Source organism: Halomonas sp. ALS9, assembly GCF_001651035.1.
In the GTDB taxonomy this organism is placed as follows: Bacteria; Pseudomonadota; Gammaproteobacteria; order Pseudomonadales; family Halomonadaceae; genus Vreelandella.
Map to the genome: position 1 here is coordinate 194,952 of NZ_LXRG01000173.1, position 26,972 is coordinate 221,923.

Genomic DNA, 26,972 nt, shown 5'->3' on the forward strand with positions numbered 1-26,972 from the left:
AGGAAGACAGTGCCTAGAATCGCGACGCCTAGGAAATCTGCCTAAAAAATGGCCCACGTCATAGGTAGGACGCGGGCCATTAATTTTACTCAATGCTCAGCCAAACACGCTTGCCTTTACCAGGCAGGCTATTCGGCGATTTAAGCGGCGCTATTTTTCAGCGTCGCCATATCGATCACAAAGCGATAGCGAACGTCGCCTTTTTCCATCCGCTCAAAGCCCTCATTAATCTTATTGATATCGAGCATTTCAATATCGCAAGTAATGCCCTGATCGGCACACAGTTGGAGCAGCTCTTCGGTTTCAGCAATGCCGCCAATCAACGAACCGGCAACCACACGACGCTTAAAAACCAGATTAAAGGCTTCAATAGCAGGCTCAATGGGCTCCAGTAGGCCAACAATAATATGCGTACCGTCATACTTAAGCGACGTTAAGTATGGGTTAAGATCGTGCTGTACAGGCACGGTGTCGAGCATGAAGTCGAAGGTTTCCGCCACGGCATCCATCTGCGCCTGATCGCTGGAAACGACGACGTGATCAGCACCGTTACGCTTCGCTTCGTCAACTTTGGCGTCGGAGCGGGTGAAAACCGTTACCTCAGCGCCCAGTGCTTTCGCCAGTTTAACGCCCATATGGCCTAAGCCGCCCATACCAATCACACCGACTTTATGGCCTTTACCTACGCCGTGATGCTTAAGCGGTGAATAGGTCGTCACACCGGCACACAGAATCGGCGCTGCTGAGGCTAAATCGATGCCATCGGGCATTTGCAGCACAAAGTGCTCGCTCACCACGATAGAGTCAGAGTAGCCCCCCTGGGTCATGGTGCCATCTTGGCGGTCTTCGCTGCCGTAGGTCATGGTGAAACCTTCCAGACAGTACTGCTCTACGCCGTCTTTACAGGCCGCGCAGGTACGGCACGAATCCACCATGCAACCTACGCCCACCAAGTCACCGGCTTTAAAACGAGAGACTTTATCGCCAACGGAGGTCACACGGCCGACAATTTCATGGCCGGGAACCACGGGATATTGGCTCATGCCCCAGTCATTGCGGGCAAAGTGCAGATCGCTGTGACAGACGCCGCAGTAGAGAATTTCGATCGCTACGTCATCCGGACGTGGCTGACGACGATCAAACGTAAACGGTGCTAAAGGCTTATCGTTAGCAAATGCCGCATAGGATAATGCTTGGCTCATCGGTAGGGCTCCATATGTCTTCAAAACTAGACGTTAAAAGGCTGACTTAAAAATCAGCTTTCAATGTCAGCAATATTTCCCCGCGTGCGAGGCATGTCGACAGTATTGGCCTAATCCATGCGGATAGCGATGAACGAAGCTACGTCATTTTTGCCCATTACTCCGATACCACGTAATAAAATAACAAAAAAAAGCCATAAATCGTTATGATTATACAAAAGCCACCAGAAACCAGAGAGAAACAACCATGGCCTCTTCCGCCCAGGCTGGCAATGCGCTGGCTGCCGTTATTGCGCCACTGATTAAAAGCGACGGCATCAATGGCACCCCGCTAGACGGCGTCTCGTTACTCTGCTTAAGCCGCCACCAGGTGCGTACGCCGCTCCTCTACGAGCCGAGCCTGACCATCATTGCCCAGGGGCGCAAAATGGGCTATCTCGGTGATCGCGAAATCTATTACGACCCCGGCCACTACTTAGTCCAAACGCTACCACTGCCCTTTGAGTGCGAAACCTATGGCTCACCGGAAGCGCCATTGCTGGGCATATCGGTACGCCTGGATCCCGCACTTTTAAGCGAGATGGTAACGGCGATGGGTGATAACGGTGGACACGCCCAGGCACCGTTGCCGATGGCCTCGGTGGCGATGACAGAAGGCATGCAGGAGGCCGTACTGCGCTTGGCGCGCACGCTAAATGAAGCGGTGGAGTGTAGCACCATGGGCACAGCACGCATTCGCGATGTGGTGTTTGAAGCGCTAAAGGGCGCACAGGGCCCCGCTTTACGGGCGCTGGTAATGGGACATGGAAACTATTCACGCATCGTGCAGGTGCTATCTAAGCTACACCGACATTTTGCCGACGACTTTAGCGTGGAACAGTTGGCCGCCCAGGCCAATATGAGTCCGTCGACGTTTCACCATCACTTTAAGCAGATTACCCGCTCATCCCCGGCTCAATACTTAAAACGGCTGCGCTTAATCAAAGCGCAGCAGTTGCTGTTGCAAGATAATCACAACGTTAATCAGGCCGCTGCGGCGGTAGGTTACCGCAGCGTGCCTCAGTTTAGCCGCGACTATAAGCGCTACTTTGGCGAACCGCCGCTGCAGCACCGCCGTCAAGAGCAAGCATTAAGGGCCTGAGCTATTATTTGGCAAAGACCTGGCTCATATCCTTAAACGCCTTAAACTCCAGAGCATTTCCACACGGGTCGAGCAGGAACATAGTGGCTTGCTCGCCGACTTCACCTTTAAAACGAATATACGGTTCAATCACAAACTGTGTATCCCGCGCTTTCAGGCGCTCGGCCAAGGCTTCCCACTCGTCCCACGCTAAGATAACGCCAAAGTGCGGTACCGGTACGTTATGCCCATCGACCGGATTGGTGTGCGCACTCTCTTGCCCTGGCGTTTTGGGCTGCTCATGAATAACCAACTGGTGGCCGAAAAAATTAAAGTCGACCCACTGTTCACTGGAACGCCCTTCTTCCAAACCAAACACATCGTTATAAAACGTCCTCGCCAGCGCTACATCGTAAACAGGAATCGCCAGATGGAAGGGTGAAAGGCTCATGATCATTCTCCACATTATTGGGTTTTATGAAGTTCGCGGGCACTTTATGCGGCCTCGCTGTGTTCATCCTAGGGCGGCGCATGGGAAAATAAAATCAATAACTATTTGGCTGATTCACAAAAGGGATTGATCAATGATCCGCGAGCTAAAAACGCTGATTGCGGTCGCACAGGAAGGCACCTTTGCCTCAGCGGGCAACAAAATTGGCCTCACCCAAGCGGCGGTTAGCGCACAAATGAAGCGCCTTGAGGAAGAACTGGGTATCGCCCTGTTTGAGCGTAAAGGGCGCGCCGCTATATTGACCCCACGGGGGCAAGAGACATTAAAGCAAGCCCACGCCCTGCTCACCCTCTACAGCACGCTGGGTGAAACTACTGCGGGCCAGCCAGCAACACAAAGGGTTAATATTGGCGCCATTGCATCGATACAGCGCTCGCTACTACCCAATGCGCTGGCGCGCTTTCATAACACCTATCGCGACTGCCGCACCCGTGTGGTGCCTGGGCTCTCCATGGAATTGGTGAATCAAGTCGACGCTGGCGAGCTGGATATGGCGGTGATTATTCGTCCCCCCTTTACGCTGCATAGCGATTTGCGCTGGACGCCCCTTGCACACGAGCCATTTCGGCTGATTGTGCCGCGCCATATTGATGGCGACCAGTGGCGGGAGCTGATCACTCGCCAGCCGTTTGTGCGCTACGACCGCGCTTCCTTTGGTGGCCGGCAGGTAGACCGCTTCCTACGTAACAACCACTGCAACGTGTGCGAGGTCTGCGAAGTCGATGAACTAGAGGCCATCGTGAAACTGGTCGCCAAAGGCGTCGGCGTTGCGCTGGTGCCCCAGGCGATTGCGCAGCAGCGTTGGCCAGCGGGAGTGCGGGCGATTGATTTAGGCGAGCGAACGTTTCACCGCGATATAGGGCTGATTCATCCCACCAGTGGCCACTTGAGTGAACCCGCCCGGGCGCTGGCCCAATTGATTGGCGAAATAGCCCAGCAGCCTGATAATGGCGTCTAAGGTGTTTCGTTCTAAGGTGTTTCGTTCAATTTCTAAAGAGGCAATGCATGAAACCAGAGGATCTGGAAAAATTAGTGACTCGCACCATGCCCTTCGGCAAATATGAGGGCCGCCTTATCGCCGACCTACCCGGCCCCTATTTAAACTGGTTTGCTAGGGAAGGGTTTCCCTCAGGGGAAATTGGCCAGTTGCTGCATTTGATGCACGAAATTGACCACAATGGTCTTGGCCCGCTGCTTGATCCGCTGCGAAAAACGCCTAGCCAACGTGGCGAAAGTTAGGGCTGATCGCTTTTATCATCGTTGACACGCTCTGTTAGGGCGCGCTGAAACTCAGCGTAGTAAGCCGCCTTGTGCTGTGCAGTATCCGCAGGAAAGCGGCCTAAGGCGACCGCCAGTTCAAAAAAGCCAGCCGCAGGTAAACCGTCGCCCCGGCGGCTGACGACCAGCGCTGCAATGAAAGGCTTATGGTGTGCGGCGTCTTCGCGCATTAACTGCTCTAATGTCTGGGTGACTTGAGCGATGGTGCGCGGTGGTGTGAGTGCCAGTGCGCTCGCCACCTGCTGATACGTCATTGGCAGGGCTTCACGCGGAACACTAAGCAGTAGCTGGCGGAGAGCGGCGACGTTATCGGTCATATACATCCTATCGTCAGGTTTTAACACGTTCACATTGCCCATTAACGCAGTGTTTGTGCTAAGAAGTGTTTGTGCTAAGAAGTGTTTTTGCTGAGAAGTGTTTGTGCGAATAAGTCTCTGTGCTAAGCAGACGTTGTACTAAGAGTAGCGAAGTACTAAGAGTAGCGAAATACGCTTTATTAAGGAGTGAACATGGTAACGCGACTAACCAAGGCAGACCCTCAAGGCAGCCGCTGGCCAAGCGTGCTGGCTGGCTTGGCTATGCTGATGATAGCAGCAGCGGCACTGATGATGGCAGGTGCAGGGCCTGCTTATCGTAGCGAACTTATCAGCCTAAGCGAGGCGTTTAGCTTACTGCGCAACGGCGTCTATGTCGCTGGAGGGGCGATAGCGATGAGTATTGTCGCGCTGCTGTTTAGCATGCTGACTCGCCGTTCTAAGCCCGCATTAATGGCCACTCTGGTTATCATCGCCGCTGCAGCACTGCTTTACGTACCCTGGCAGCATTGGCAGCGTGCCCAACAAGTGCCCGCGATTCACGATATCACCACAGACACGCAGAACCCGCCTGCCTTTGAAGCCTTAGCTGCCGCACGGGAAGCCGCACCTAACGCCGTCGACTACCCCGGCGAAGCCACCGCCCAGCAACAGCAAGCAGCCTACCCCTATATCAAGCCATTGATCTTAGACGAAGCCCCGCAAATGGTGCTGGCTGCCGCTCAAGCTGAGGCCGAAGAGGCTGGCTGGCGCATCGCTCGAATTACCGACAATCATATAGAAGCCACCGCGACTACGCGCTGGTTTGGCTTTGAGGATGACGTGGTCATTCGCTTAACCGAGATTGAAAACGGTGTGCAGGTGGATATGCGCTCGGCGTCACGTTTAGGTGCCAGCGATGTGGGCACCAATGCGGCACGTATCAAACAGTTTTTAACTGCTTTAGAAGCGCGACTTAAGTGACCGTAGTGGTAACCCTTTTTCTTAATGCAGTGGGTCGCAGCCATTGCCGCCCTCACGAGCTAAAATTTGCTCAGCGTCTAGGGTGGCGATAGGTACTTGGTGCTGGGTGGGAATATCACCCGTCAACTGAAGCGCCTGGTAACGCAGGGCGCAAACGCGCAAAAAAGAGGTGAAGTTCCCCAAATCGTGCCCAGCGTCTATTGACTCATGATAAAGCCGGGTAATCATTTGGGCCGTGTTCATTCCATCTCGTTGGGCAATCTCTTCAAGTATGTGCCAGAAATAATTCTCCATGCGCACACTGGTGACCATGCCATCGATGCGCAGCGAGTGTGTCGCACTGCGCCACAGCTCCGGGTCGGCTTGAATAAAGAGTTTACACATGGGCATTGTCTCTCGGAGTATTTGTATTCACTCGAATTATTAGCATAGCGGCAATTATTAGCACAGCAAATAAAAGCGCCCAGCGAGTACTGGGCGCAAATGGCGTTAGGTTACCGCGTCAAGCTCACTTATTCAGTAGCGTCATAAACTGCGCAAGCCAGGCTGGGTGGGCAGGCCACGCCGGGGCAGTAACCAAGTTGCCATCGGTTACCGCATCGGTCACTTCCAGGTCGGCAAAGCGGCCACCTGCGAGCTCTACCTCCGGTTGGCAGGCCGGATACGCAGAACACTGCCGACCTTCCAGCACTTTGGCAGCGGCTAATAGCTGAGCGCCGTGACAAATCGCCGCCACGGGCTTGTTGGTCTCAAAAAAGTGCTGAACCATGGTTAGCACCTCTTTGTTCAAGCGAAGATATTCAGGTGCACGTCCACCAGGCACCACCAAGGCGTCGTAATCGGCGGGGTTGATGCTGGCAAAATCGGCATTCAGGGCAAAGCGATGGCCAGGCTTTTCAGAGTAGGTCTGATCGCCTTCAAAGTCATGGATCGCGGTCGCCACGGTATCGCCCGAGGCTTTCCCGGGGCAGACAGCGTCAACATGGTGTCCGACGGCCATGAGTGCCTGAAATGGCACCATGGTTTCATAATCTTCAGTGAAATCGCCGGTGATCATTAAAATGCGCTTGCTGCTCATCTCAGTGCTCCTCTTCTTTATTGATCTTATGGTTATTGATCGAGTGTTTGAGCACACGCGGGGCGTGTAGAGAGAGACTAGCAAGCGCTTTCCGGCAATGGGTAGTAATTGCCTACTACTGAGTAACTTCCTGCTGCTGCGGAAGAGCTAGATGCCGCTGCCCTGCTGTGTCACTGACACGGAAACGCCCTACCAGTGAATGCATATCACCGGCACGATCATCCAGCGTATGGCTGGCAGTGGTCGCTTCCTGCACCAACCGGGCATTCTGGTGGGTTACCTGATCCAACTGCGAAATTGCCTGATTGATCTGATCGATCCCAGCCGATTGCTCATGGGTCGCCCCCGCAATCTCGGTAACGTAACGCGTTACCTCACTCAGGCTATCAATGATTTCCTGCAGGTGCTTACTAGAGGCGTTCACGAGCTGCTCGCCTTCACTCACTTTGGCGACACTGTCGTCTACCAAATGGCGAATTTGGGCCGCTTCTTCGGCGCTGCGTCCGGCTAATTTACGCACTTCCTGGGCCACCACAGCAAACCCACGCCCCTGTTCACCCGCTCGCGCGGCTTCAACAGAAGCGTTGAGCGCCAGTAAGTTGGTTTGAAAGGCAATATCGTCAATGGCTTTAATGATCGAGGTAATCTTTTCGCTCGCCTCGCGAATATCGCCCATCGCCGCTGTCGTGCGCGTTGACACATCGCCTGCCGCACGGGCGCGCTGATCAACATTGCCGCTAGCGTCTTTGGCCTGATCAGCGTACTCAGCGGTTTGTTTCACCGTGGCAGTAATCTGTTCAAGGCTTGAAGCCGTTTCCGCCAACGATGCCGCCTGCTGGTCAGTACGCTGGGAGAGGTTCTCATTACCTGCAGCAATTTGCCGGCTGCTGGCCGCAATAGCTTCGGAGCTTTCACGAATTTGCGCCACCATGCCTTCAAAGGTCTCCATCATATTATTAAACGCATGAGCAGTTTGGCCCACTTCATCGTTGCGCTTAAGCTCAAGACGCTTAGAGAGGTCGGCATTTTCCCCTGCGGCGCCGCTGATGCTTTCCATTTGCTGACGCATTGCCACTAGCGGCCCCAGCACACGCACCATGGTACGCCAGCCAAAAATCGCCAGCAGTGCGATAACCGCCAAAGTGACCATAATCAGTAACGTGCGACCAGCATTGGCCAGGGTCTCTGCTTGCGTTGCGGCGCTATCCGCCTGCCCAACGGTATATGCTTCAACATCACTCAAAGCATCACGCATTTGATTCGTCGCTTGGGCCACACTGGTGAGCGCAGCTTTCACCAGTTCATGTTGCGCTAGCTGTTGCAAGCGAAGTTCATACACAGCGTTGTCATCGGACACCATCAACCCTTCAAGCTCAACGATGACATCATCTAAGGCAAGAATTAGCGCGCGCTGCTCTACTCCGGTACTGGGCGCCTCGGCGATCGCCGCTAATGACTGGCGGGCAAGTCCCACCTGTTGGGCAATTTCATTATAACGAAGGTTGACCAGAGCATCGGCACTGCCTGTTTGCATCATCTGGCGGCCAAGATCGGATAGCTGCGCCAACGCCATTCGCGCGTTACCGCTTAAGCGACCGATATCTGCTTGCGTAGTAAACATGTTATCCAACAACTGGGTTGGTAGCGTGGTCATGCCATCTTCACGCCAAGCCCCCATCAATTCGCGCTGCTCCTGGCGACTGCGTACCTGCGACAAGGCAGCTCGCCCGGCAATATTTTCCGCACTTAGCATTACTTGAGAGACTAGCGCTTGCATAGCGCTAATCCGTTCAGCCATCTGTACTTGTAGACTCAGCTCCTCACGACGTACCCTTTCAAGCGCTGTATCGCCTTCCAGCAATGCTTGATAGTGGCTATCTAGTTCACTTAGGCCTCCTGCTACAACAATCCCACTCAATGCCTGCTGGGCAGTGCGAAAGCGTTCATCTAATTCACTTTGAGCGGTGGCCTCATCAAGGGCTGTTACGCTTTCTGCCGCAAGCAAATCCGCGTGACGTTGGCCAAACCCTCCCATAGTGAGCACCATGCCACGGCTGGCATCTTCAAGCGGTAGCACCTCACCGATAATATAACGCTGCGAGTCAATAAGCCGTTGATTGGTCACCCAGCCCGTAGCCGCCAGCACTATGGCGCCCAGCACGGCAGCTAAGAACAGGCTGATCAACATCGCTCTAATACTTAAGGTTTTTTTCATTATCTGTTTTCACTTGTGTCAGGGTCTTACAAATAACGTAAGCTTCAGTGGTGTAAGCGTTAGGGCAGCAGGTTTGCCCACACCACCGACTCAAAACGGCCGTTTGTGATGATAGTGGGCCACACCGCATCGCTGGCTTGGTGGTCGTTCGGCCCCAAGCTAACCGGCTCTTCTAGTCCAATATCAATCGAGCCCAAACCGAGTAAACCATCCACAATGGCGTCACGATCTGGATTAGCGCCGGCGGCTTTCACACCCTCCACAAAGAGCTTCGCGGCCAGATAACCTTCCAGTGAGATAAAGTCAGGCTCACTACCACTGGAATGGGCATCCAACGCCTCACGGTAGGCTTCTACGGCCGGTAAGTCGGCATCCAATGGGGGTACTACCTGAGTAATAATGACGCCTTCGGCCTGATCACCAAGCTCATCCATAAGCGCTTGGCTGCCCACAAAAGAGACGTTCAGAAATACCGCGTCGGGCAGGTCATTCTTCGCCTCACGAATAAAATCAGCAGCGGGGCCGTAAGTACCGACAATAATAATCGCCCGCGGCGTCACCGGCGCTTCCAGAATAGTCGCCAGCCCCTGGTGAACATTACGCGTACCGCGGGTAAAGCGACCGTGAGCCAGCGCCGCGATATTATCGACGCCATGGGCGGTTAGCGCTTTTGTGGCGCCATTATATCCCGCATCGCCAAAGCTATCGTTTTGGGTAAAGAAGGCTATTTCTTCGGGCAACACACCTGCTTCCAGCAGCCCATCCACCATGGCAGCGGTTTCCTGTACATAGCTGGCTCGGTAGTTAATCACATAGCGGTCAGGCGGTGACTTGCGCAACACTCCCGCGCCAGTAAACGCGCCATAAAGCAGCGTTTTATATTCATTGTAGATTGGAATGGTAACGGTAGCTGTCGGAGTACCGACATTACCAATCGCCGCTAGAACTTCATCTTCTTGAATGATTTGCCGGGTATTAGTCGCGGCTTGCAGCGGATTATACTGATCGTCGCGGGTGATAAGGGCTAATGTTTCGCCATTTACCCCACCCGCCGCATTGACCTCGGCAAAGTAGGTCTCGATACCTTTTTGCATGCCCAACCCAAGCGGCGCAGCGCCACCGCTGGAAGGGGCAACAATACCAAAGGTCAGTTCTGCCTGCGCCAGCAGTGGCGTAAACAACCCAGCTAATAAAGCTATTTTTAATACAGATTTTTTTAATACAGACTTTTTTAATAAAGTTTTTCTTAACAACCAAGTTCCCAATCGTTGCATGGATCTGCTCCTTTCTGGCTAGATCACTTCCCCACGTAAATAGCATGGCAAAGGTGAGTAGTGTTCCCCCTCACACCTTCGCCACATTAACGAACTTTTGTTTATTACTATCGGCAGGAGAATATACGACTAAAGATTAATTATCGTTAATTAAAAAGTAACAGTTATTGCCCAATTGTAACAATCCATCACCAGCTGGCAAAAAATACTGAATCATTTTAAAAATCATGCTGTTAAAAAATTAAGCGGTTATTAAGCGGGCCGTTCAATGGCGAAACGATCGCTAATCCGAAGGTAATCACTGCCCGCTAAGCGCCCTACAGGTTTGAGCAAATCCATATCTACATGGCGACCATCCCAAAGCGAATCGTCGATATGGATAGAGACGACTTGAGCCAACACTAACGTGCCTGCCAAGGGCTGGTCGCCAAACCGGATCATATCGAACAGTTTGCAACCAAACGCCACGGGGGCATTGGCAATCCGCGGCACGCTAACGCCAGACATCACCGCTTTTTCAAGCTCGGCCAGGACGAACTCATCCTCTCCGGGCGGCAAGCTGGCACTGGTGGTATTCAGCGCTTCAATTAATGCTTCACTGCCCACATGCACCACGCATTCAGGCACTTCGTTTAAATTGCGCACCGTATCCTTAAGCTCTCCGCTGCCATTAAGCAGAGGGGAAAACGCCAACACCGGAGGATTCACGCTGGCTACATTGAAGAAAGAGAACGGCGCTAAATTTGCGTTGCCCTGCTTATCCTGGGTAGACACCCAAGCAATAGGCCGGGGGCAAACGGTGCCGGATAACAAGCGGTAAATCACGCCAGGGCTTAGCAACGACTCGTCTAATAGGTAATCACTCATGGATGGCTCCTTGATAACGGTTTTTCAGGTTAGTATCACTCTATAACAGCAAAGCCTACCACGCCGTGTTTTGCCATCATCGACGCGGCCAGCTTGAGGAGCCCTTTTATGAAGATTGTCATTGCCGATGATTACCAGGATTGTGTGCGCCATCTGGACGCCTTCAAACAGCTCGAAGGTTATGATGTGACGGTTTATCAAGACACCCTTACCGATCTAGACGCGTTGAGTACGCGTTTCCAGGAGGCCGAGGCGCTCGTACTTATTCGTGAACGCACGCCGATAACGGCAGCTCTACTTGAGCGTTTGCCTAACCTAAAAGTCATTAGCCAAACCGGTGGCGGCGCGGCGCATGTGGATATAGAGGCCTGCCGCCGTCATGGCATCACCGTAATGACGGGCACTGGCTCGCCCTACGCCGCGGCAGAGTTAACCTGGGGATTGGTGCTTGCGGCAATGCGCCATATACCTGCAGAAGTTGAGAACCTTAAAGCGGGCCGTTGGCAACGTACACTAGGCACGGGTCTCAAAGGCCGCACTCTAGGCATTTTTGGCTATGGAAAAATCGGCAGCTTGGTAGCGCGCTATGGTCAGGCATTTGAAATGAAAGTGTTGGTGTGGGGACGAGAAGGCACCCGCCAGCGCGCCGATGATGCCGGAATAGAGGTAGCCAAAAGCCAGGCTGATTTGTTCCAGCGTGCGGATGTGCTTAGCCTTCACCTGCGCCTAAACGACGACACTCGGGGTATTGTCAGCGCTGAGACCCTCTCCCAGATGAAGCCCACATCTCTGCTGGTGAACACCAGTCGTTCTCAATTAATCGCGCCAGGAGCACTTGAGCAGGCACTGAAAGCCGGGCGTCCCGGACAGGCTGCGGTCGACGTATTCGACGCAGAACCAGTGTTCGAAAACTCACTGCTGGAATTACCCAACTTCCTCGCCACGCCTCACCTTGGCTATGTGGAAAAGGATAGCTATGAGCTCTATTTCGGTGATGCCTTTAGCAACCTCATCGCTTATTTGGATGGGCAACCCGTCAACAATCTAGCCAGTTAACCCTACGACCACCGCCGCTATGCCAATTGTGCTAGCCTATTAGGCTAACAAGTAACACAGAGGCCATTAATGCTCACCATTTCCAGTAACGTTACCCTAGCTGATTGGGAGATCGATATTAGCCAGATTCGCGCCCAAGGCGCGGGTGGCCAGAACGTCAACAAAGTCGCCTCAGCGGTACACCTGCGCTTTGATATACTTAGCTCCACGCTACCACCGCTGTACAAAGAGCGCTTAATGGCGCTGTCCGATCAGCGCATCAGCAAAGAAGGTGTGGTGATCATTAAGGCCCAGAGCCACCGCAAGCTTGAGCTGAATAAAGAGGATGCGCTGGCGCGTTTAAAAGAGCTGATACAGAGTGCCACCAAACAGCAAAAAGTACGCCGTGCCACCAAGCCCACCAAAGGCTCACAGCGCCGTCGCGTTGATCACAAAACCCGTAAGGGTAAAATTAAATCGCTGCGCGGTAAGGTATCGGCATCTTAATGACTAAACGTTCCACACCCCCCACCCAACGCCCTCTTTCGCCCTGCGTGCAAATCTGCCAGATTGAGCCAACAGCATCGGTTTGCGAAGGCTGTGGCCGAACGTTGGATGAAATTGCGGGCTGGGGCAGCATGACCGAGGCCGAAAAAGCCCCGGTATGGGAACGCCTGGAAAGTGAAGGCTATGTTTCTACCTGCTAAGTCTTAATGGTCAGGTCTTTAACGGTCATGTCTTAATGACTAGGTCTTTAATCACAGGGCTTCGGGCTGATGTCGATCGCGCAATATATGGTGTAACTCACCGCAGGCCACCATCGGATCATCACAGTTGATAACGATATCCGAGTGGGCCAGCACATAGCTGCGGCCGGTAATGGTGTTCTCCACTACCTGATAAGCGCCCTCCTGGTGGGTGCCGATGAAGGTGCCGATAAAACCTGTCTCCCGCAGCGAAACTGTCTCTAACTTATCCCCCAGTTTTAGCCGTCCTTCGTAGTTCATCAACGCCAAGCGTGCCGAGGTACCGGTGCCCGTAGTACTGCGGCAAATAACGCCAGGATGAACGTAGGTCGTTGACCGTGAGCGTATGTAACCTTCGCCAACCTGCTCTTCAGGGCCCATAAAGTGCAAAAACGGCAGCGGCCCTACATCGCCCAGGGTGTAGTGGGAAAAGCCCCGCTGCGCTTTTATTGCTTCGACAATTTTGTAAGCACACTCTGAGAGAGCACGCTCTTCATCACGGGAAAGCCTAAAGCCCAGCTCAGTGGCGTCAACTAAGGCGTAAAAACCGCCGCTATAGGCAATTGAGTAGGTGACGTCGCCAATCCCCGGTACTTGAATCGTATCGCGATAGGTATCGATATAGCTGGGCAGGCCGCCACAGGTAACTGATTCCACCACCCCGTTATGCACCTTGGCCTCGATTTGCACTAGCCCCGCTGGCGCTTCCAGCTTAAAGCGCTGAATGCCCTCCTGCTTGGGTACAATACCGCTCTCCAGCACCGCTGTGGCGGTACACAGCGTATTGGAGCCGGAGTAAATGGGGTAGCCCATTACTTCCATAATGATGTAACCCGCCACCGCCTCAGGATGGGTTGCTGGCACTAGTAAGTCGACCGACATTTCCGGAATGCCGTAGGGCTCTTCAAGCAGCAGGCGGCGCAAACCATCGGCGTCATCGCGTAGGTACTCCATCTGCTCGCGCACAGTGGCGCCAGGCAGACTATCAATCCCCCCCGTGACGATACGGCTAACATCGCCCCCGGCATGGGTATCCATTAGCTGGATGGTATGAAGCTTATGCACTAGCGGCGCTCCTGGGCAGCAGAAGAGGGATTCTCAAGGGCAAACGGCGCACCGTGAGTAGCCCACTGGGCATCGGGAACAAGCACAATTTTGCCCAGGTAGTTGCTGCCCCGGTTTACAAAATAGCGCTCGGCGTCATGCAGATCAGACAGCTTAAAAGCAGCGTGGAGCACCGGCTTTAATTCACCGCTGCGGATCCATGCCACCAACTGTTCGGCCTCTTCACGGGTACCGTGGGAAACGCCAAATATTTGCACTTGATACAGATACACACGGGTCCACATCATTTCGCTAAGATTGCCACCGCTGGCACCAGCAATGGAGAGGCGCGGGTAGCTCTTACGCCCCTGCATATCGACAATCATGGTATCGATAAACAGGTTGGTCATCTCACCGCCGACCAAGTCCATCACGACATCAATCGGCTTGCCGCCAGTCGTTTCCAGCACCCGTTCAACAAACGTCGGCAGGTCGCCACGGTCAATCACCGCTTCTGCGCCGAGTGCTTTGAGCGCCTCTGTTTTGTCTAGCTGGCTGACCGCATACGGGATAGCCCCCACAATGCGGCACAGCTGAATCAGCGCGGTGCCCACGCCGCCGCTGGCACCGCTGACCAACACACGCTCGCCAGTGCTCACCTTGGCGGCAGTCATCATATGGTAAGCGGTTTGATAAGAGCACATGCCCATTGCGGCCAGTTCGGCATCGTGGAGCTCTGTGTTGGGCACATGATAAAACTGATCAGCAGGTACGGCGATGTATTCAGCAAAGCCACCGTCGGCCCCGTGTCCGTAGTAATCCGGGGTTAGATTAATATCGCGGCGCTCGTCGGCGTAGATATTAAAATCCAGCAGCCCGCGCTGACCAATGCGCTCAACATCAACGCCCTCGCCGACCGCTACTATGCGTCCCGCCACGTCGGCGCCTTGAATCCGCGGGAAGGTTAAGGTTGGCGTTCCCCCCATAGCGAAGGAAGTCACATCGCCCTTGTCCTTGGTGGGATAAAGCCCTTCACGGGCTTTGCGGTCAGTGTTGTTCTTCGCCGTCGCCGTCACCTGCACCAGTACTTCGCCCGCCTTGGGCTGCGGCGTGGCGACATCCTGATGGTATTCCAACTTCTCGATACCACCATGCCCGGTTAATAGCATAGCGGCCATAGTAGTCGGCACAGTCTGTGAAGTTTCGGCCATGGGCTGGCTCCTAGATTGATAAAGACAGGCTTATCAAATACAGATTAGCTAAAGACGGGAACGCCAATCAGCGCTGTATGTAGATAAAAGGCAAACACAACATACGCTATCAAGCCCACTAGCACGGTGGCAATCGTTGCCATTTTAGAGGTGCTAACCGGCGCAGACGGTGTAAGACGGTTGCGCTTTTTAGCGGTTTTAAACGCCAGGATAGCCCAGATAAGAAAGGCAGCAAAAAAGATAATATCACCCAAGCGCCCGTTGGCCAGCAGGTGAGCAAACGCCCAGATTTTTACCGCCAGCATCATCGGATGGCCAAGTTTGGCTTTAATGGCGTTGCCCGGTACATACGTCGCCGCCAGCATGATAAAAGCAGGTACCATCAGTAGCGCCACCGCATGACGCATGCCCATGGGCGGATACCAGATATAGATGGGGTCGAGGCGCATCTGTCCAAAACCGTAAATAGCAATGGCCAGGCCAACGATGGATACGGCTGAATAGGCGACTTTCCAAGTGGTTTCGCCGCGTTGAGCAATCTGCCGCTGACGCCAGTCTTCAGCAAAAATACGTACAGAGTGGCTGCCTAAAAAAATCAGCAGCCCGATAATCATAATGGTCATGGAACAACTCCCAGTTAAAACGCTAGTCTAGGCTTTATGCCTTATAGTTTTGGTCGCTGCAGAGGATGCCACACTCAACCGCTGACCACCTACGTATACGTCAACTTTTCGTTTCCTGATAAGTCGTTCTATAGCAAGGCTAAAACCAGTCTTTAAAACCAGTCCTTAAAACCAGTCCTTAAAACCAGTGCTTGCGCTTAAACAACCAAACCATGACACCCGCGATACCCAGCATTGCGCCCCATACAAAAAAGTAGCCGTACTGATAGCGCAGTTCGGGCATATTTTCGAAGTTCATGCCATAAATGCCGGCGATAAACGTAAGAGGCACAAAGATCGCAGTAATGACCGTGAGCACCCGCATGGTGATATTTAACTGGTGGGAAGAAATAGAGATATAGCCATCGACCAAGTCACCGCAAATGTCGTAGTACATTTGGGTCAAGGTGTAGAGTCGCTCGAAACGATCCGCTACATCGTTGATCGCGTGCAGGGTTTCACTCTCTTCCCGCGGTAAGTGATCATAGTCGTAGGCAGTGAGTTCCTGGGTTATCCCCTGGTGGTAGCTAAAGATGCGGCGCATTTTAACCAACCGGGAACGGTAAGTAATGATCTTGCGCATTACCACATCATTACCATTTTCCAGCAGTTCGTCTTCAAGATCGCTTAACGCCGTTTCAAATTCGAGCAAACTGTCAATGTAAAAGCCTGCTGAAATATACATTACCCGCAGCGCGACATGCTCAGGCGAGTGGGCCAGTAGCGCTTTACCCTGCTCATTGAAAAGGTTCTCAATAGAGAGCGCCTGGCCGGGGTGGAGGGTGACCAAAAAACGCTCACCCACAAAAAAGCAAACCTGCTGAGGCAGGTAGTTCAGTTCGGCATCGAAGGAGGAGATACCGCGATAAATAATTAGCGTGTGATTGTCAAACTCTTCAATTTTTGGTGGATGGCGCTCTTTGTGGGCATCTTGAATCGCCATCGGATGAAACTCGAAGGCCTCTAAAATAGCGCGTTCACTCTCTTGGGTTTCACCTTGCATATCGATCCAGATATGGCTACCTGGCGTGGATTGCCACACTGCCATTAAGCGTTCATCGCCCTCGCGGGTCTCGCCTTCAGGCGTGGTCAGAATAGTTCGTATCATGATCGTCCTAATTGTCGTCCTTGATTATTTGCCGGCCTTAACCAGAGTTATCAGCCGGCTGGGCAATGCTGACCTGGGCTTTTCCAGAGCGTTTGGCTTCATACATAGCCACATCAGCACGCTTAAGCAGCTCGTTGGCTGTCTCGGCGCTGGCCGGTAGATATAGCGCTACACCAATACTCACACTGACGTTTAACGCCGCCGTTCCAGCGATCATCGGCTCTTCCACCACCTTGACTAGTTTATTAGCCAACTGCTCGATTGCCGTGGGTTCACTGCCCTCCAGTAGTACAACAAACTCATCTCCGGCCCAGCGGGCTATATAGTCGGTTTCACGTATCGTGCTGACTAATTTTTTAGCGATCACACGCAGCAGATCGTCGCCCTTGGCATGCCCATAGGCGTCGTTAATCGCCTTAAAACCATCCAAATCCATAAACAGAACAGCTAACGGTTGTTGGCTGCGCCGTGTGCGAGCCATTGCTTCAGGCAAACGTTCATCTAGGGCTCGCCGGTTAGGCAACTTGGTTAATACATCTTCACGGGCTTGCTGATCGCGAAGTCGCTCAAGCTGCTGACGTTCGGTAATATCGTGAATAAAAAGACTTCGCCGCTCGCGCCCATCAATCATGAGTGCCTTAATCCGAACCTCAACAGGTAGTTCAGTGCCATCCTGGCGCCGTGCCATAGATATGATGGCAGCACGGTTATTGCTGGAGGGCAATCCGGCGGGGAAAATCAGCTGCGTTATCGTCCTTGCCAGTGCTTTTTTTCGCGGCCAACCGAACATAGCTTCGGCCGCTCGGTTCCAGTCCAAAATCACGTCTTTGGCATCGATACTGATATAAGCGTCATAGGCAGACTCGATAACGAGCTTAAGCTCGTTAGTACGCCGCTCGATTTGGCACTCCATACTGTGGTGTAATTCATTCAGTGCTTGCTGGGATAGCTGGGCATTTTTCTTTTCTAATACTAGCCGCTCACGCAAATGAATTTCATCAGTGACAATCGCCGCCAAATCTTGCAGGGCCGCTAGCTCACTCTCACTAATGGCGCGCGGTTTCGTATCAATCGCGCAGAGTGAGCCTAGCATTAGGCCTTTGGTCGTACTAAGCGGAATACCCGCATAAAAGCGGATACCGTCGACAGCCGTGACAAACGGATTGTGTGCAAAACGTGGGTCTTGGCTAGCATCATTTATGATCAGTGGCTCTGTGCCCATAATTGTATAAGCACAGAAAGCCACATCACGAGAAGTCTCGCGAGTATCAACGCCGACACGTGATTTTAGCCATTGGCGTTTAGCATCAATTAAGGTGACCGTTGAGATAGGTACGTTTAGCAGCTTGGTCACCAGTCTGGTGACACGATCAAAAGCAGGTTCATCGGGGCTGTCTAGCAGTTCAAGCTCGTAAAGGGCGGCTAACCGCGCATCTTCGTCAGGTGCTATGGGATAGCTCATGGTCATATCACCCATGGGGTAGCTGTTATTCTACCAGCATAACGCGATCAGCCCTTTACTGCTTAATACTCACTTTATACTCACTTTTTCTTAATTAAACCCGCGAGTAGTAAGCTCGTGAGCGTTGAGGCGATTAACGCCCCGAGGAATGGCCCCAAGGTGGGAATACTGCCCGGAAAACTTGCCGCCATGACCCCAGCTACCAGGCTACCTTGGCTCAACCAACCCGGGAGAATAGCCCCCAGCAGTCCCGCGATGCCCCCCGCAATGGCCGCAATCGGCGTCATGCGTTGCCATAAGCCAAGCAGTACAGGCACCACAATAGCGGCACACAGCAAGTCAGCAATCAAAAAAAGCCGCAGCACCGACAGGCCCTGCAGGGCAATCATTACCACTGGGATCATCACGATTACCGTCACCCAGCGGGCAGCCACCAGTGAAACGCCCTGCTGCTCGCTGCGCGCTACCACTAGTGAAGCAATCCCGTTTTGAAGTGTATCAACGCTGGAGGCCACCAAGGTCACCGCCAGCACCAAGGCAGGTAACGTCAGCCAAACGGGAGCGTCGCTCAACAGGGCAAAGAACGGTATTGGCGGCTCGCCGAGCGGCACACCACTCATTGCTGCCAACACGCCAAGACCGCCAATCACCATCACTACCAGGACTGTCATCGCGCCACCTAACCAGGCGCCGCGTCCCAAGCTTTGATTATCTTGAGCGGCCCATACTCGCTGCCAATAGCCTTGGTGGAAAAGGTTCGCGGCGGTGACCGCGATCACTAGCGTTAACGCTACGCTTAGCGCACTCGATACAGGAATAGACGGGAGCGCAGCCTCACTGGGTATGGAGGGCAACCGCCATAGGGCCATGCCACCCACCACACACAGCAATATCAGCAGCAACCACGCCTGCCAACGGTCGGTGGCAAGGCTGGCACGCAGCCCGCCCGCCGCGGTATAAATCAGCGTGGTAAGCGCCACCCCAATAATCACCAGCGCGGGCGGCACATCGGAAAGCAGCGCGGTGATAGCCCCTATAGCGGTGAGCTCAGCGGCTAGAAAGCAAGCCATATAGGCGATGGAGACCAGCGTTACCCAGCGCCGTACACCAGGGCCATAGCACGCCTCTGCAAACTCGGCGATACTGCGCCCCTCTGGCAACGCACGGCGAATCTTCGGCCCATACAGCCCTAAGACGATAAACGGCAGCGCAGAGCCAAGCGCATAGCCTGCAAGGGCGAGTGGGCCGACAAAGGCGCCTATTTCGGGGGGCGCAAAGAGAATCCATGCGCCCATACCGGAAGCAAGGAAGGAGAGCCCCAGGGTAGAAGCTGTTTGCGAGTTGCGGGCGGTGACATAGTCATCAAGTGGGCCGTCCACCCAGCGAGCCCGTAGGCCTAAATAAGCAAAGCAGCACAGCGCCGCGCCAAGCACGGCTGACGTCAGGTCAAGCATGTCGCGCTTCCTCCGCCGGTACGAACCGGATCAGGTTCCAGGGTCTGCGCAGCACGCATCTCAGCCCGTTAAAGCAGGGCTCCCCTGGCGACAGTGAATGTAGGTGTTTTTTCTAAACGCTTTTTCTAAGTACGTTTGTTTCAGTACTTTTCTAAGCGTCATCTCAAGAACTATCTCAAGAACTATTCTCAATCATAATCACAGCTTAGTAAAGTTAAGGCGTGGTGGAAGCATCTTAGCGAGGCACTCGCCCCATCAGGTAAAACTCTTCATTGGGCGGTGTGCCCGCCAGCGTGACCAAGCGATTCGACAGGCCAAAAAACGCCGAGATGGCGCCTATATCCCAGCAATCCTCTTGGCTAAAACCAACGTCAAGCAAGCGGGTGAGCCACTCGTCGGTCATTTCGCCGACATCAATAGCGCAGTGCATAGCAAAATCGAGCATTACTCTGTGGCGCTCACTAATCGGCGCCACGCGATGGTTGATCGCCACTTGGTCGGCGAGCAGCGGATCTTTACTGTAAATGCGCACCAGAGCACCGTGAGCGACCACACAATACAAGCAGCGGTTACGCGCGCTGGTAGCGACCACAATCATCTCTTTTTCAGCTTTAGTGAGCGTGTCCGATTCGCGTTCCATTAACGCATCGTGATAGGCAAAAAAAGCACGAAACTCAGCGGGGCGATGGGCCAGCATCAGAAAGACATTGGGCACAAACCCCGCTTTCTCCTGAACGGCCAAAATGGTACTACGAATATCTTCCGGCAGATCATCCAATGTTTCAGGCACGTTAAAACTACTTAATGATGCAGACATACTCACCTCTTTATTGTTAAATTTAAACATCTGGTAAAAAAGGGTTAGCTGATGAGTAACAAAAAACTAAATTAAGACGCTTTTAATCAGCACACCTGCTCGCCATACTGATGTATCGATCTGTGATAAAAACCGCGCACTACTCTCTTAATAAACAGTTCGTTCAAAGGGACACTGTCATGAACCAAAACGAAGCCAAGGAACATACCCCCGGTCGCCTAAACGAGCTGTTTGCTGACCCCTATCGAGCGTTTGAAAATGATACCGATGAGCGTCAGTTGCATATTCGTATCATGTTGCATATGTTGCTGGCCCGCCCAATGACACGCGGTCAAATGACACTCCGCGTTATCCATGGCTGGGAAAACGGTGGCTTTGAGCCCGAAGACCTACAGCATGTCGACTACTCTCTCAGTGGTGTGGTGGACTTTAAGCGCGCAGTACAGGATTTTGAACGAGCCTCGAAGCAGAACACACCGCTGCCTGCCGACAAGACCGCCATTCTTGCCGCCCCACTCGCCGATGCGATTGCAGATGCCAAAGCAGAGGGCCAAGAACTCACTAACGACATTCGCGATACCCCAGCACGATGGCCAGCGTTTGAAGGCGGTTTAGCCCTCTACACGCTGTTCAAAATGTACCACCGTCTCATTTACGGTGAAGATGACAACTACCGCTGCTCCCAGTGCATGACGCCATTAGGCATGCGCGAAATACATGAATTTCATCTTGAAGAGGGTGAATTTGCGCTACTCGTTCCAACAGCGGCTCAGTTTATGCATGAAGAATCACTTTTAGTGTTACATGAAAGCCAGCTCGGCCCCATCGAACAATTACTCGAAGAAAGCCTGCCTTTATTCGATAATTTCTAAGCCAGGACAGCCGTTACACGCCCGTCAATTGGCCCTGTTTTCTGCAGGGCCAATGTTCGTTAACCCAGCAAACGCTCCTTAGCCCAGTGAAATCGTGCTGTTAATACCACTGGAAACATTTTCTGGTTCAAACCAACGCGCTGTCACGGTTTTTGTTTGTGTCCAGAAAGCAATCGCTTGCTTACCATTAGGGCCTAAATCGCCTAGCTTTGAAGCCCTTGAACCAGTGAAGCTGAAGTAAGCAACCGGCACTGGAATCGGCACGTTAATACCAATTTGACCCACGTCGATATCGGTTTCAAAACGGCGCGCGACCCAACCGGAGTTGGTAAAGATAGAGGTGCCGTTGCCGTTAGGGTTGGCATTAATAAAGGCAATCGCCTCATCAAGTGTTTCAACACTCACCACACACAGAACAGGACCAAAAATCTCCTCTCGGTAAATGGTCATATCCGCCGTTACGTCAGCAAACAGGGTCGGCCCCACAAAGTTGCCGTTTGGATAACCCTCCACCTGAACATTGCGCCCATCGACCATCAGTTTGGCGCCCTCTTTCTCCCCCGCATCGATTAAACGCAGGACACGATCACGGGCAGCGGGTGACACCAGTGGGCCCAAATCCGCATCAAGCTGAGTGCCAGGACCGACTTTCATTGCTCGCGCCGCATCGACGATATCACTCAGCCACTCACGCGCCTCCCCCACCAGCACCACTACCGAGTTTGCCATGCAGCGTTGGCCCGCCGCGCCAAAGGCTGAGCCCAGCAGGTTGTTAATCGCTTGGCTACGGTTAGCATCGGGCATCACCACGCAGTGGTTCTTGGCCCCCATCATCGCTTGCATCCGCTTGCCTGCCGCCGCCGCACGGTTATACAGCAGCGACCCCACATGGGTAGAGCCGATGAACGAGAGCGCTTTGATATCCTGATGGTCAGCAATTTGGTTGGCCACATCCGGGCCACCGTGCACCACATTGAGCACGCCCGCAGGGACACCGGCTTCATGAGCTAATTCCACTAAACGCATGGTAGAGCTAGGGTCTTGCTCCGATGGTTTGAGAACAAAGGTATTACCGGTGGCAATCGCCAGCGGGAACATAAAACAGGGCAGCATAATCGGGAAGTTAAAGGCGGTAATTCCCGCCCCCACCCCTAGCGGTTGGTGCATGGTGTAAACGTCTACCTCGTTGGCAGCGTTTTCAGCTAATTCACCCAACTGCAGCGAAGTAATCGAGCAGGCGTGTTCCACCACTTCCAAGCCACGGCCCACTTCGCCTTCCGCATCGGGCAGGGTTTTACCATGCTCCTCGGTAATCAGTGCCGCCAGTTCAGCGGTATTGTCGCGAATCAGCGCCTGCAGCTTGAGCATGATGCGCATGCGTTTTCCCAGCGGGACTTTACGCCACTCCTTAAACGCTTCTTTAGAGCTGCTGATAGCGCGTTCTACTTCATCAGCGGTACAGAACGGTACCCGGGCGACTACCTCTTGCGTGGCGGGGTTAACCACATCGCGCCACTCCTGGCTTTGCGACTGCACGGGCTGACCATCGATATACATGGGGATTTCGCGAACGGACATAGCGTTGCTCCTGTTTATGATTGTGGTTGTTATGGCTCTGGTTGTTATGGCTCTGATTGTAATGACAATGGTGGTTATGGTCGTGATGGTTGTAAGAAATCGGTTTGTAAAAAGTCTATCGCGTTAAAGTAAGAACACAGGGTATAGCAGCAAGTTGACGTAAACGTCAATCAAGTATCGTATGAGTAAACAAAATCTACAGCGGGACGTCAATTAGCCTTTCCATTGTGTCGTCAGGCTGGCTATGCTTCGGCTACTCAGTGTGCCGCAGTTTCGCGGATCGCACACGGCGAACGCACGTGTTTTAACACAGGGAATTATCTATGCAGACTTTTAGCTGCCGCTGTGGCAATCCGCTGTTCTACGAAAACACCCACTGCCTTGGCTGCCAGTCAGAGGTCGGCTGGTGCCCGGCTTGCAGCAATATCGTTGCCATTGAGCCCCTGGCTTACGGCGGCTATCACTGCACCTATCCAGGTTGTGATACGGCGCTGATGAAGTGTCACAACTACGCTGTTGAGAACGTCTGCAATCGCATGGTGGTGATGGAAAACGGCCAAGCTGACGCGCTATGCGACTGCTGCCGATATAACGCCATGATTCCCGACTTAACCATCGATGGAAACCGCGAGCGGTGGGCAGCGCTTGAAGCTGCCAAAAGGCGCCTGTTTCACACCCTCGATCTACTCAAACTGCCCCACGGCACCCAAGAGGATGCTATTGCGGTGCCATTAAGTTTCTCGTTTATGGCGGATGCCCTGCCCGACCAAGGGTTATGGCGCTCCACTGCGAACCAGAAGAAAGTGTATACCGGCCATGCATCAGGACATATCACCATTAATGTCAAAGAGGCTGACGACGTTGAGCGCGAGCGTTTGCGGGTCGATATGAACGAGTCGCACCGCACCTTGATTGGCCACTTCCGCCACGAGATCGGTCACTATTACTGGGATGTTTTGGTTAAGGATCGCGATGAAGAGGCGTGTCGCGCTGTATTTGGCAACCACCATCGGCCAAGCTATGCCGAAGCGTTAGAGCGTTACTACCAGCAGGGTGCCCCCGGCGACTGGCCCAACCGCTTTATCTCAGCCTACGCCACCATGCACCCCTGGGAAGATTTCGCCGAAACATTTGCCTATTACTTGGACATGGTCGCCGTGCTGGATACGGCGCTGCACATGGGCATCACACACGTTGAGTACGACGGCAGCCTAGAGAGCATGCTGATTGCTTTTCATCAGGTAGGCATGGCAGTAAATGAGCTCAACCGAGATATGGGCCTGCTCGATTTAGCGCCTGGGGTACTTGCCCCGCCGGTGCGCGAGAAACTGGCGTACCTGCACCACATCATTCAGGCCGCCAGCCCATTAGAGCATCAGTAATTAACACTTAGTCGTTGTCGTTATCCCCCGCGTGGCTCTGACTTTGGCTCTGACTCTGGGTTTGGGTGACACGGGGCACGCTGTCGTCATTCACAAAGTAGGTCGCGCTAAGCGTATCGTGGATGGCGGCAAAGCCGATCTGCAGTTCATCGATAAACAGGTGCAGCTTACTGGGTGAATGGGCTAACGCTTGGATATCGGCATCCACTACATCGGCGCGCACCAGTGAAACGGTCGCCGCCGGGCGATCCTGTCTTGGTAGCAGTGTTAGCTCATGGCCCAGGGTTTCAAGGCTGCAGGCAATCGAGCGTGGCAGGTTGGGATCTTGCAGCAAAAAACGCAGCACATCCGGCCCGCGCACGCGCAAGCGTACTTGCTGACGGTACATTTGGTAAGCGGTGAGCGACTTGAGCACGCTCATCCATTGCAGGTTCTCAAACGGCAGCAACTCTTCAGGGTTTTGTGGCAATAAGCTGGCAGAGCGCACATCAACAATGCGGGTGGTCATATCGGCCCGCTCCAACTGACGACCCAACTCAATAAACGTTCGCGCAGGGCCATGGCTTAACGTCCCTTCAATGAGGCCCGTCAACGCCTGGCAACCACGAATAACGCTTTTAAGAAAACTATCACGACGACGCGGACTAACGCCATTTTCAGCATGGTCGGCGACACTCAGATAGAGCTGGTTAACCTCTTCCCAAATTTCCCGGGGCACCACATCTCGGGTGGTTCTCAGGTTCTCACGGGCACTGGCAAGCGCGGAAATAATCGAAATATCATTGTCGGGATCAGCGCATAAAAAATGCACCACGTTGCGCTCATCAAAGTCTTCATGGCGTGCGGTGAAAGCTTCCAGGCTGCCGGTCATTTCGATAAGCGGCGCCCAACCCAGCGGCAGGCGCGCCGGCAAATCGAGCATAAGGTGACTATTGACGCTCAGTAAACGTGCGGTATCTTCCGCACGTTCAATATAGCGCGCCATCCAGTAGAGGTTCTCTGCAACGCGTGACAGCATGGCGTTAGGCTCCTTTCACCGCGGCCACTGCCGCCTTATCGTCGGTTTCTACAATCCAGGTATCTTTACTGCCACCACCTTGAGAGGAGTTCACCACCAACGACCCCTCTATCAATGCCACGCGGGTGAGGCCACCCGTGGTGACGTGGATTTCAGGCCCAGAGAGTATGAAAGGGCGTAAATCCACATGGCGCGGCTGAGGTATACCATTCGCCAACGTCGGTGTGGTCGACAGCGCCAGGGTGGGCTGCGCCATGTAGTTGCGCGGGTTCGCCTTAATCAAGCGGGCAAACTCTTCGCGGGTCTCTTTGGTTGAGCGCGGGCCAATCAGCATGCCGTAGCCCCCCGACTCATTGGCTGGCTTCACCACCAGCTCATCGAGATGATCAAGCACATAGCGGCGATCATCTTCGAACATGCACAGGTAACTGGGCACGTTCGGCAGCAGCGGCTCCTGGTCAAGATAGTAGCGGATCAGCGCAGGCACGAACGCATAAACAACCTTGTCATCTGCCACGCCAGCACCGGGTGCATTGGCCAGCGCTACTTTGCCAGCACGCCAAGCGCGCATCAGGCCCGCCACCCCCAGCATGGAGTCAGGGTTAAACGCTTCCGGGTCGAGAAACTCGTCATCCACGCGACGATAGATAACGTCGACTCGGCGCAGGCCTTCTACGGTGCGCATGTACACCACATCATTGTCATCCACTAGCAAGTCGCTGCCTTGCACCAGCTCAACGCCCATTTGCTGGGCAAGGTAGGCATGCTCAAAGTAAGCGGAGTTATAGATTCCAGGGGTCAGCACCACCACCTGAGGATCATCTCCAGGGCGGGGTGACATTGCGGCGAGCATGTCGTAGAGATTGGCCACATAGTCATCAACGGGGAGGATTTTGCCAGTGGCAAACAGCTCCGGCAGTACCCGCTTGGTGACATTACGGTTTTCCAACATGTAGGAGACGCCGGAAGGAATGCGTAAGTTATCCTCCAACACATACAGCGTGCCATCCCCATCGCGCACTAGATCTGAACCGCATACATGGGCCCACACCCCGTGAGGGGGATTAATACCGACGCACTGGGGGCGGAAATTAACCGACTGCGCTAGCACCTCGGCGGGCAATACTTTGTCCTTAATAACTTTTTGGTCGTGGTAGAGATCATCAATAAATAGGTTTAGCGCCTGCACGCGCTGTTTGAGGCCTGCCTCGGTTTTACGCCACTCGCTGGCGGGAATAATCCGCGGCACAATATCAAAGGGCCAAGCGCGGTCAATCATCGCGCCTTCAGAGTAGACAGTGAAGGTAATCCCCATGGTACGAATGGCGATTTCCGCCGCGGTTTTCCGCTCGGCTAACTCTTCTGCGCTAAACCTTGCCAACATGTTGCACAATTCACCCGCTGAATCGCGAGGCTGACCGGGTGCGGCCATCAGCTCATCGTAGTAATCACGACACGCATAGTTATTCCAATTCACTTGGCTCATGGGCGCTCTCCTGGCGCTGGGGTGGAAGCGGCAACTTCCTCAATGCACAGTGTAGGCCTGCCGCGCGCAAAACAATCAAACAATTGAGAGCAAAATACGTACCATCTTTTGCGATATTTCAACGTTCGCTTACTTAAACGCTTCTTGACAGGGAGCACGAGCCAATTAAAGCGACTTTCTGCCCCACATCGGTGCAGTAAAGCAGTGCTATTTTGGTGCATTAAGTGATTTCCACTTTAGTTAAACGCCTTAGTTAAGATAGCGGCTGCAAAAAA

Annotated in this window: 27 protein-coding genes and 1 riboswitch; of the genes, 9 read left to right on the forward strand and 18 right to left on the reverse strand. The window is 53.5% G+C overall.

Features of this window, described 5'->3' with window-relative positions:
* Positions 1-140: 140 nt before the first annotated feature.
* A complete protein-coding gene (locus tag A6R74_RS12650) occupies positions 141-1,202 on the reverse strand; it encodes an NAD(P)-dependent alcohol dehydrogenase (RefSeq protein WP_064234821.1) in 1,062 nt (353 codons plus the stop codon).
* Between the two features lie 247 nt (positions 1,203-1,449).
* Between A6R74_RS12650 and A6R74_RS12655 the strand changes: the two genes are divergently transcribed.
* Positions 1,450-2,343 carry an AraC family transcriptional regulator gene (locus A6R74_RS12655; protein WP_064234822.1) on the forward strand — a complete coding sequence of 298 codons (894 nt, stop codon included), beginning with the start codon at positions 1,450-1,452 and terminating at the stop codon, positions 2,341-2,343.
* A 4-nt stretch (positions 2,344-2,347) separates the two neighbouring features.
* Here A6R74_RS12655 and A6R74_RS12660 read toward each other — a convergent pair whose 3' ends face one another.
* Complete coding sequence (locus A6R74_RS12660) at positions 2,348-2,773, reverse strand: VOC family protein (protein ID WP_064234823.1); 426 nt, start codon at positions 2,771-2,773, stop codon at positions 2,348-2,350.
* A gap of 133 nt (positions 2,774-2,906) precedes the next feature.
* On the opposite strand from A6R74_RS12660, the gene A6R74_RS12665 reads away from it, so the two are divergent.
* Both A6R74_RS12665 and A6R74_RS12670 read left to right on the forward strand, forming a co-directional pair.
* Positions 2,907-3,791: a LysR family transcriptional regulator gene (locus A6R74_RS12665; RefSeq protein WP_064234824.1), complete on the forward strand. Its 885-nt coding sequence runs from the start codon at positions 2,907-2,909 to the stop codon at positions 3,789-3,791.
* A gap of 47 nt (positions 3,792-3,838) precedes the next feature.
* Complete coding sequence (locus tag A6R74_RS12670) at positions 3,839-4,072, forward strand: DUF3820 family protein (protein ID WP_064234825.1); 234 nt, start codon at positions 3,839-3,841, stop codon at positions 4,070-4,072.
* On the opposite strand, the gene A6R74_RS12675 is transcribed toward A6R74_RS12670, so the two are convergent.
* Positions 4,069-4,428, reverse strand: a complete 360-nt coding sequence (locus A6R74_RS12675) for a hypothetical protein (protein WP_064234826.1) — start codon at positions 4,426-4,428, stop codon at positions 4,069-4,071. The two genes, A6R74_RS12670 and A6R74_RS12675, sit on opposite strands and share 4 nt — an antisense overlap.
* A 192-nt stretch (positions 4,429-4,620) precedes the next feature.
* Between A6R74_RS12675 and A6R74_RS12680 the strand changes: the two genes are divergently transcribed.
* Positions 4,621-5,388 carry a DUF1499 domain-containing protein gene (locus tag A6R74_RS12680; protein ID WP_064234827.1) on the forward strand — a complete coding sequence of 256 codons (768 nt, stop codon included), beginning with the start codon at positions 4,621-4,623 and terminating at the stop codon, positions 5,386-5,388.
* Between the two features lie 21 nt (positions 5,389-5,409).
* Here A6R74_RS12680 and A6R74_RS12685 read toward each other — a convergent pair whose 3' ends face one another.
* The 5 genes from A6R74_RS12685 to A6R74_RS12705 all read right to left on the reverse strand — a co-directional run bounded on the left by A6R74_RS12685 (position 5,410) and on the right by A6R74_RS12705 (position 10,822).
* Complete coding sequence (locus A6R74_RS12685) at positions 5,410-5,772, reverse strand: ribbon-helix-helix domain-containing protein (RefSeq protein ID WP_064234828.1); 363 nt, start codon at positions 5,770-5,772, stop codon at positions 5,410-5,412.
* 124 nt (positions 5,773-5,896) lie between these two features.
* A complete protein-coding gene (locus A6R74_RS12690) occupies positions 5,897-6,466 on the reverse strand; it encodes a DJ-1/PfpI family protein (RefSeq protein WP_064234829.1) in 570 nt (189 codons plus the stop codon).
* Between the two features lie 115 nt (positions 6,467-6,581).
* On the reverse strand, positions 6,582-8,681 hold the full coding sequence (locus A6R74_RS12695) for a methyl-accepting chemotaxis protein (protein WP_064234830.1): 2,100 nt from the start codon (positions 8,679-8,681) through the stop codon (positions 6,582-6,584).
* A 59-nt stretch (positions 8,682-8,740) separates the two neighbouring features.
* Positions 8,741-9,955, reverse strand: coding sequence for an ABC transporter substrate-binding protein (locus tag A6R74_RS12700; protein ID WP_064234831.1), 1,215 nt, complete (start codon positions 9,953-9,955; stop codon positions 8,741-8,743).
* A gap of 252 nt (positions 9,956-10,207) precedes the next feature.
* Positions 10,208-10,822, reverse strand: coding sequence for a flavin reductase family protein (locus A6R74_RS12705; protein WP_064234832.1), 615 nt, complete (start codon positions 10,820-10,822; stop codon positions 10,208-10,210).
* A gap of 108 nt (positions 10,823-10,930) precedes the next feature.
* Between A6R74_RS12705 and A6R74_RS12710 the strand changes: the two genes are divergently transcribed.
* From A6R74_RS12710 to A6R74_RS12720, 3 genes are all read left to right on the forward strand, one after another.
* Positions 10,931-11,878, forward strand: a complete 948-nt coding sequence (locus A6R74_RS12710) for a D-2-hydroxyacid dehydrogenase family protein (protein WP_064234833.1) — start codon at positions 10,931-10,933, stop codon at positions 11,876-11,878.
* A gap of 69 nt (positions 11,879-11,947) precedes the next feature.
* Entirely contained in the window at positions 11,948-12,364 is a 417-nt protein-coding gene (arfB, locus tag A6R74_RS12715) for an alternative ribosome rescue aminoacyl-tRNA hydrolase ArfB (protein WP_064234834.1), read from the forward strand.
* Complete coding sequence (locus A6R74_RS12720) at positions 12,364-12,564, forward strand: DUF1289 domain-containing protein (protein WP_064234835.1); 201 nt, start codon at positions 12,364-12,366, stop codon at positions 12,562-12,564. The genes arfB and A6R74_RS12720 overlap by 1 nt, the downstream gene beginning before the upstream one ends.
* A gap of 51 nt (positions 12,565-12,615) precedes the next feature.
* Here A6R74_RS12720 and A6R74_RS12725 read toward each other — a convergent pair whose 3' ends face one another.
* The 7 genes from A6R74_RS12725 to A6R74_RS12755 form a co-directional block, all read right to left on the reverse strand.
* Complete coding sequence (locus A6R74_RS12725) at positions 12,616-13,668, reverse strand: proline racemase family protein (protein WP_205634189.1); 1,053 nt, start codon at positions 13,666-13,668, stop codon at positions 12,616-12,618.
* Positions 13,668-14,858: a zinc-binding dehydrogenase gene (locus A6R74_RS12730; protein WP_064234836.1), complete on the reverse strand. Its 1,191-nt coding sequence runs from the start codon at positions 14,856-14,858 to the stop codon at positions 13,668-13,670. The genes A6R74_RS12725 and A6R74_RS12730 overlap by 1 nt, the downstream gene beginning before the upstream one ends.
* A 44-nt stretch (positions 14,859-14,902) precedes the next feature.
* A complete protein-coding gene (locus A6R74_RS12735) occupies positions 14,903-15,481 on the reverse strand; it encodes an NnrU family protein (RefSeq protein ID WP_064234837.1) in 579 nt (192 codons plus the stop codon).
* A gap of 178 nt (positions 15,482-15,659) precedes the next feature.
* The gene (gene corA, locus A6R74_RS12740) at positions 15,660-16,628 is read right to left on the reverse strand and encodes a magnesium/cobalt transporter CorA (protein WP_064234838.1); all 969 of its coding nucleotides are present in this window, start codon (positions 16,626-16,628) and stop codon (positions 15,660-15,662) included.
* 37 nt (positions 16,629-16,665) lie between these two features.
* A complete protein-coding gene (locus A6R74_RS12745) occupies positions 16,666-18,090 on the reverse strand; it encodes a diguanylate cyclase domain-containing protein (protein ID WP_064234839.1) in 1,425 nt (474 codons plus the stop codon).
* Between the two features lie 80 nt (positions 18,091-18,170).
* Positions 18,171-19,544 (reverse strand): sodium:solute symporter family transporter, encoded by a 1,374-nt coding sequence (locus tag A6R74_RS12750; protein WP_064234840.1) that lies wholly within the window; start codon positions 19,542-19,544, stop codon positions 18,171-18,173.
* A riboswitch (TPP riboswitch) is annotated at positions 19,534-19,640 on the reverse strand. It overlaps the preceding gene by 11 nt.
* A 139-nt stretch (positions 19,641-19,779) precedes the next feature.
* Entirely contained in the window at positions 19,780-20,361 is a 582-nt protein-coding gene (locus tag A6R74_RS12755) for a peroxidase-related enzyme (RefSeq protein ID WP_064234841.1), read from the reverse strand.
* A gap of 179 nt (positions 20,362-20,540) precedes the next feature.
* Between A6R74_RS12755 and A6R74_RS12760 the strand changes: the two genes are divergently transcribed.
* Positions 20,541-21,233 carry a hypothetical protein gene (locus tag A6R74_RS12760; protein WP_064234842.1) on the forward strand — a complete coding sequence of 231 codons (693 nt, stop codon included), beginning with the start codon at positions 20,541-20,543 and terminating at the stop codon, positions 21,231-21,233.
* Between the two features lie 78 nt (positions 21,234-21,311).
* On the opposite strand, the gene A6R74_RS12765 is transcribed toward A6R74_RS12760, so the two are convergent.
* The gene (locus A6R74_RS12765; RefSeq protein WP_064234843.1) at positions 21,312-22,811 is read right to left on the reverse strand and encodes a CoA-acylating methylmalonate-semialdehyde dehydrogenase; all 1,500 of its coding nucleotides are present in this window, start codon (positions 22,809-22,811) and stop codon (positions 21,312-21,314) included.
* A 323-nt stretch (positions 22,812-23,134) separates the two neighbouring features.
* Between A6R74_RS12765 and A6R74_RS12770 the strand changes: the two genes are divergently transcribed.
* Positions 23,135-24,193 carry a zinc-binding metallopeptidase family protein gene (locus tag A6R74_RS12770; protein WP_064234844.1) on the forward strand — a complete coding sequence of 353 codons (1,059 nt, stop codon included), beginning with the start codon at positions 23,135-23,137 and terminating at the stop codon, positions 24,191-24,193.
* A 7-nt stretch (positions 24,194-24,200) separates the two neighbouring features.
* On the opposite strand, the gene A6R74_RS12775 is transcribed toward A6R74_RS12770, so the two are convergent.
* Both A6R74_RS12775 and A6R74_RS12780 read right to left on the reverse strand, forming a co-directional pair.
* A complete protein-coding gene (locus tag A6R74_RS12775) occupies positions 24,201-25,211 on the reverse strand; it encodes an alpha-E domain-containing protein (protein ID WP_064234845.1) in 1,011 nt (336 codons plus the stop codon).
* Positions 25,212-25,215: 4 nt separating this feature from the next.
* Entirely contained in the window at positions 25,216-26,697 is a 1,482-nt protein-coding gene (locus tag A6R74_RS12780; RefSeq protein WP_064234846.1) for a circularly permuted type 2 ATP-grasp protein, read from the reverse strand.
* Between the last annotated feature and the right edge of the window lie 275 nt (positions 26,698-26,972).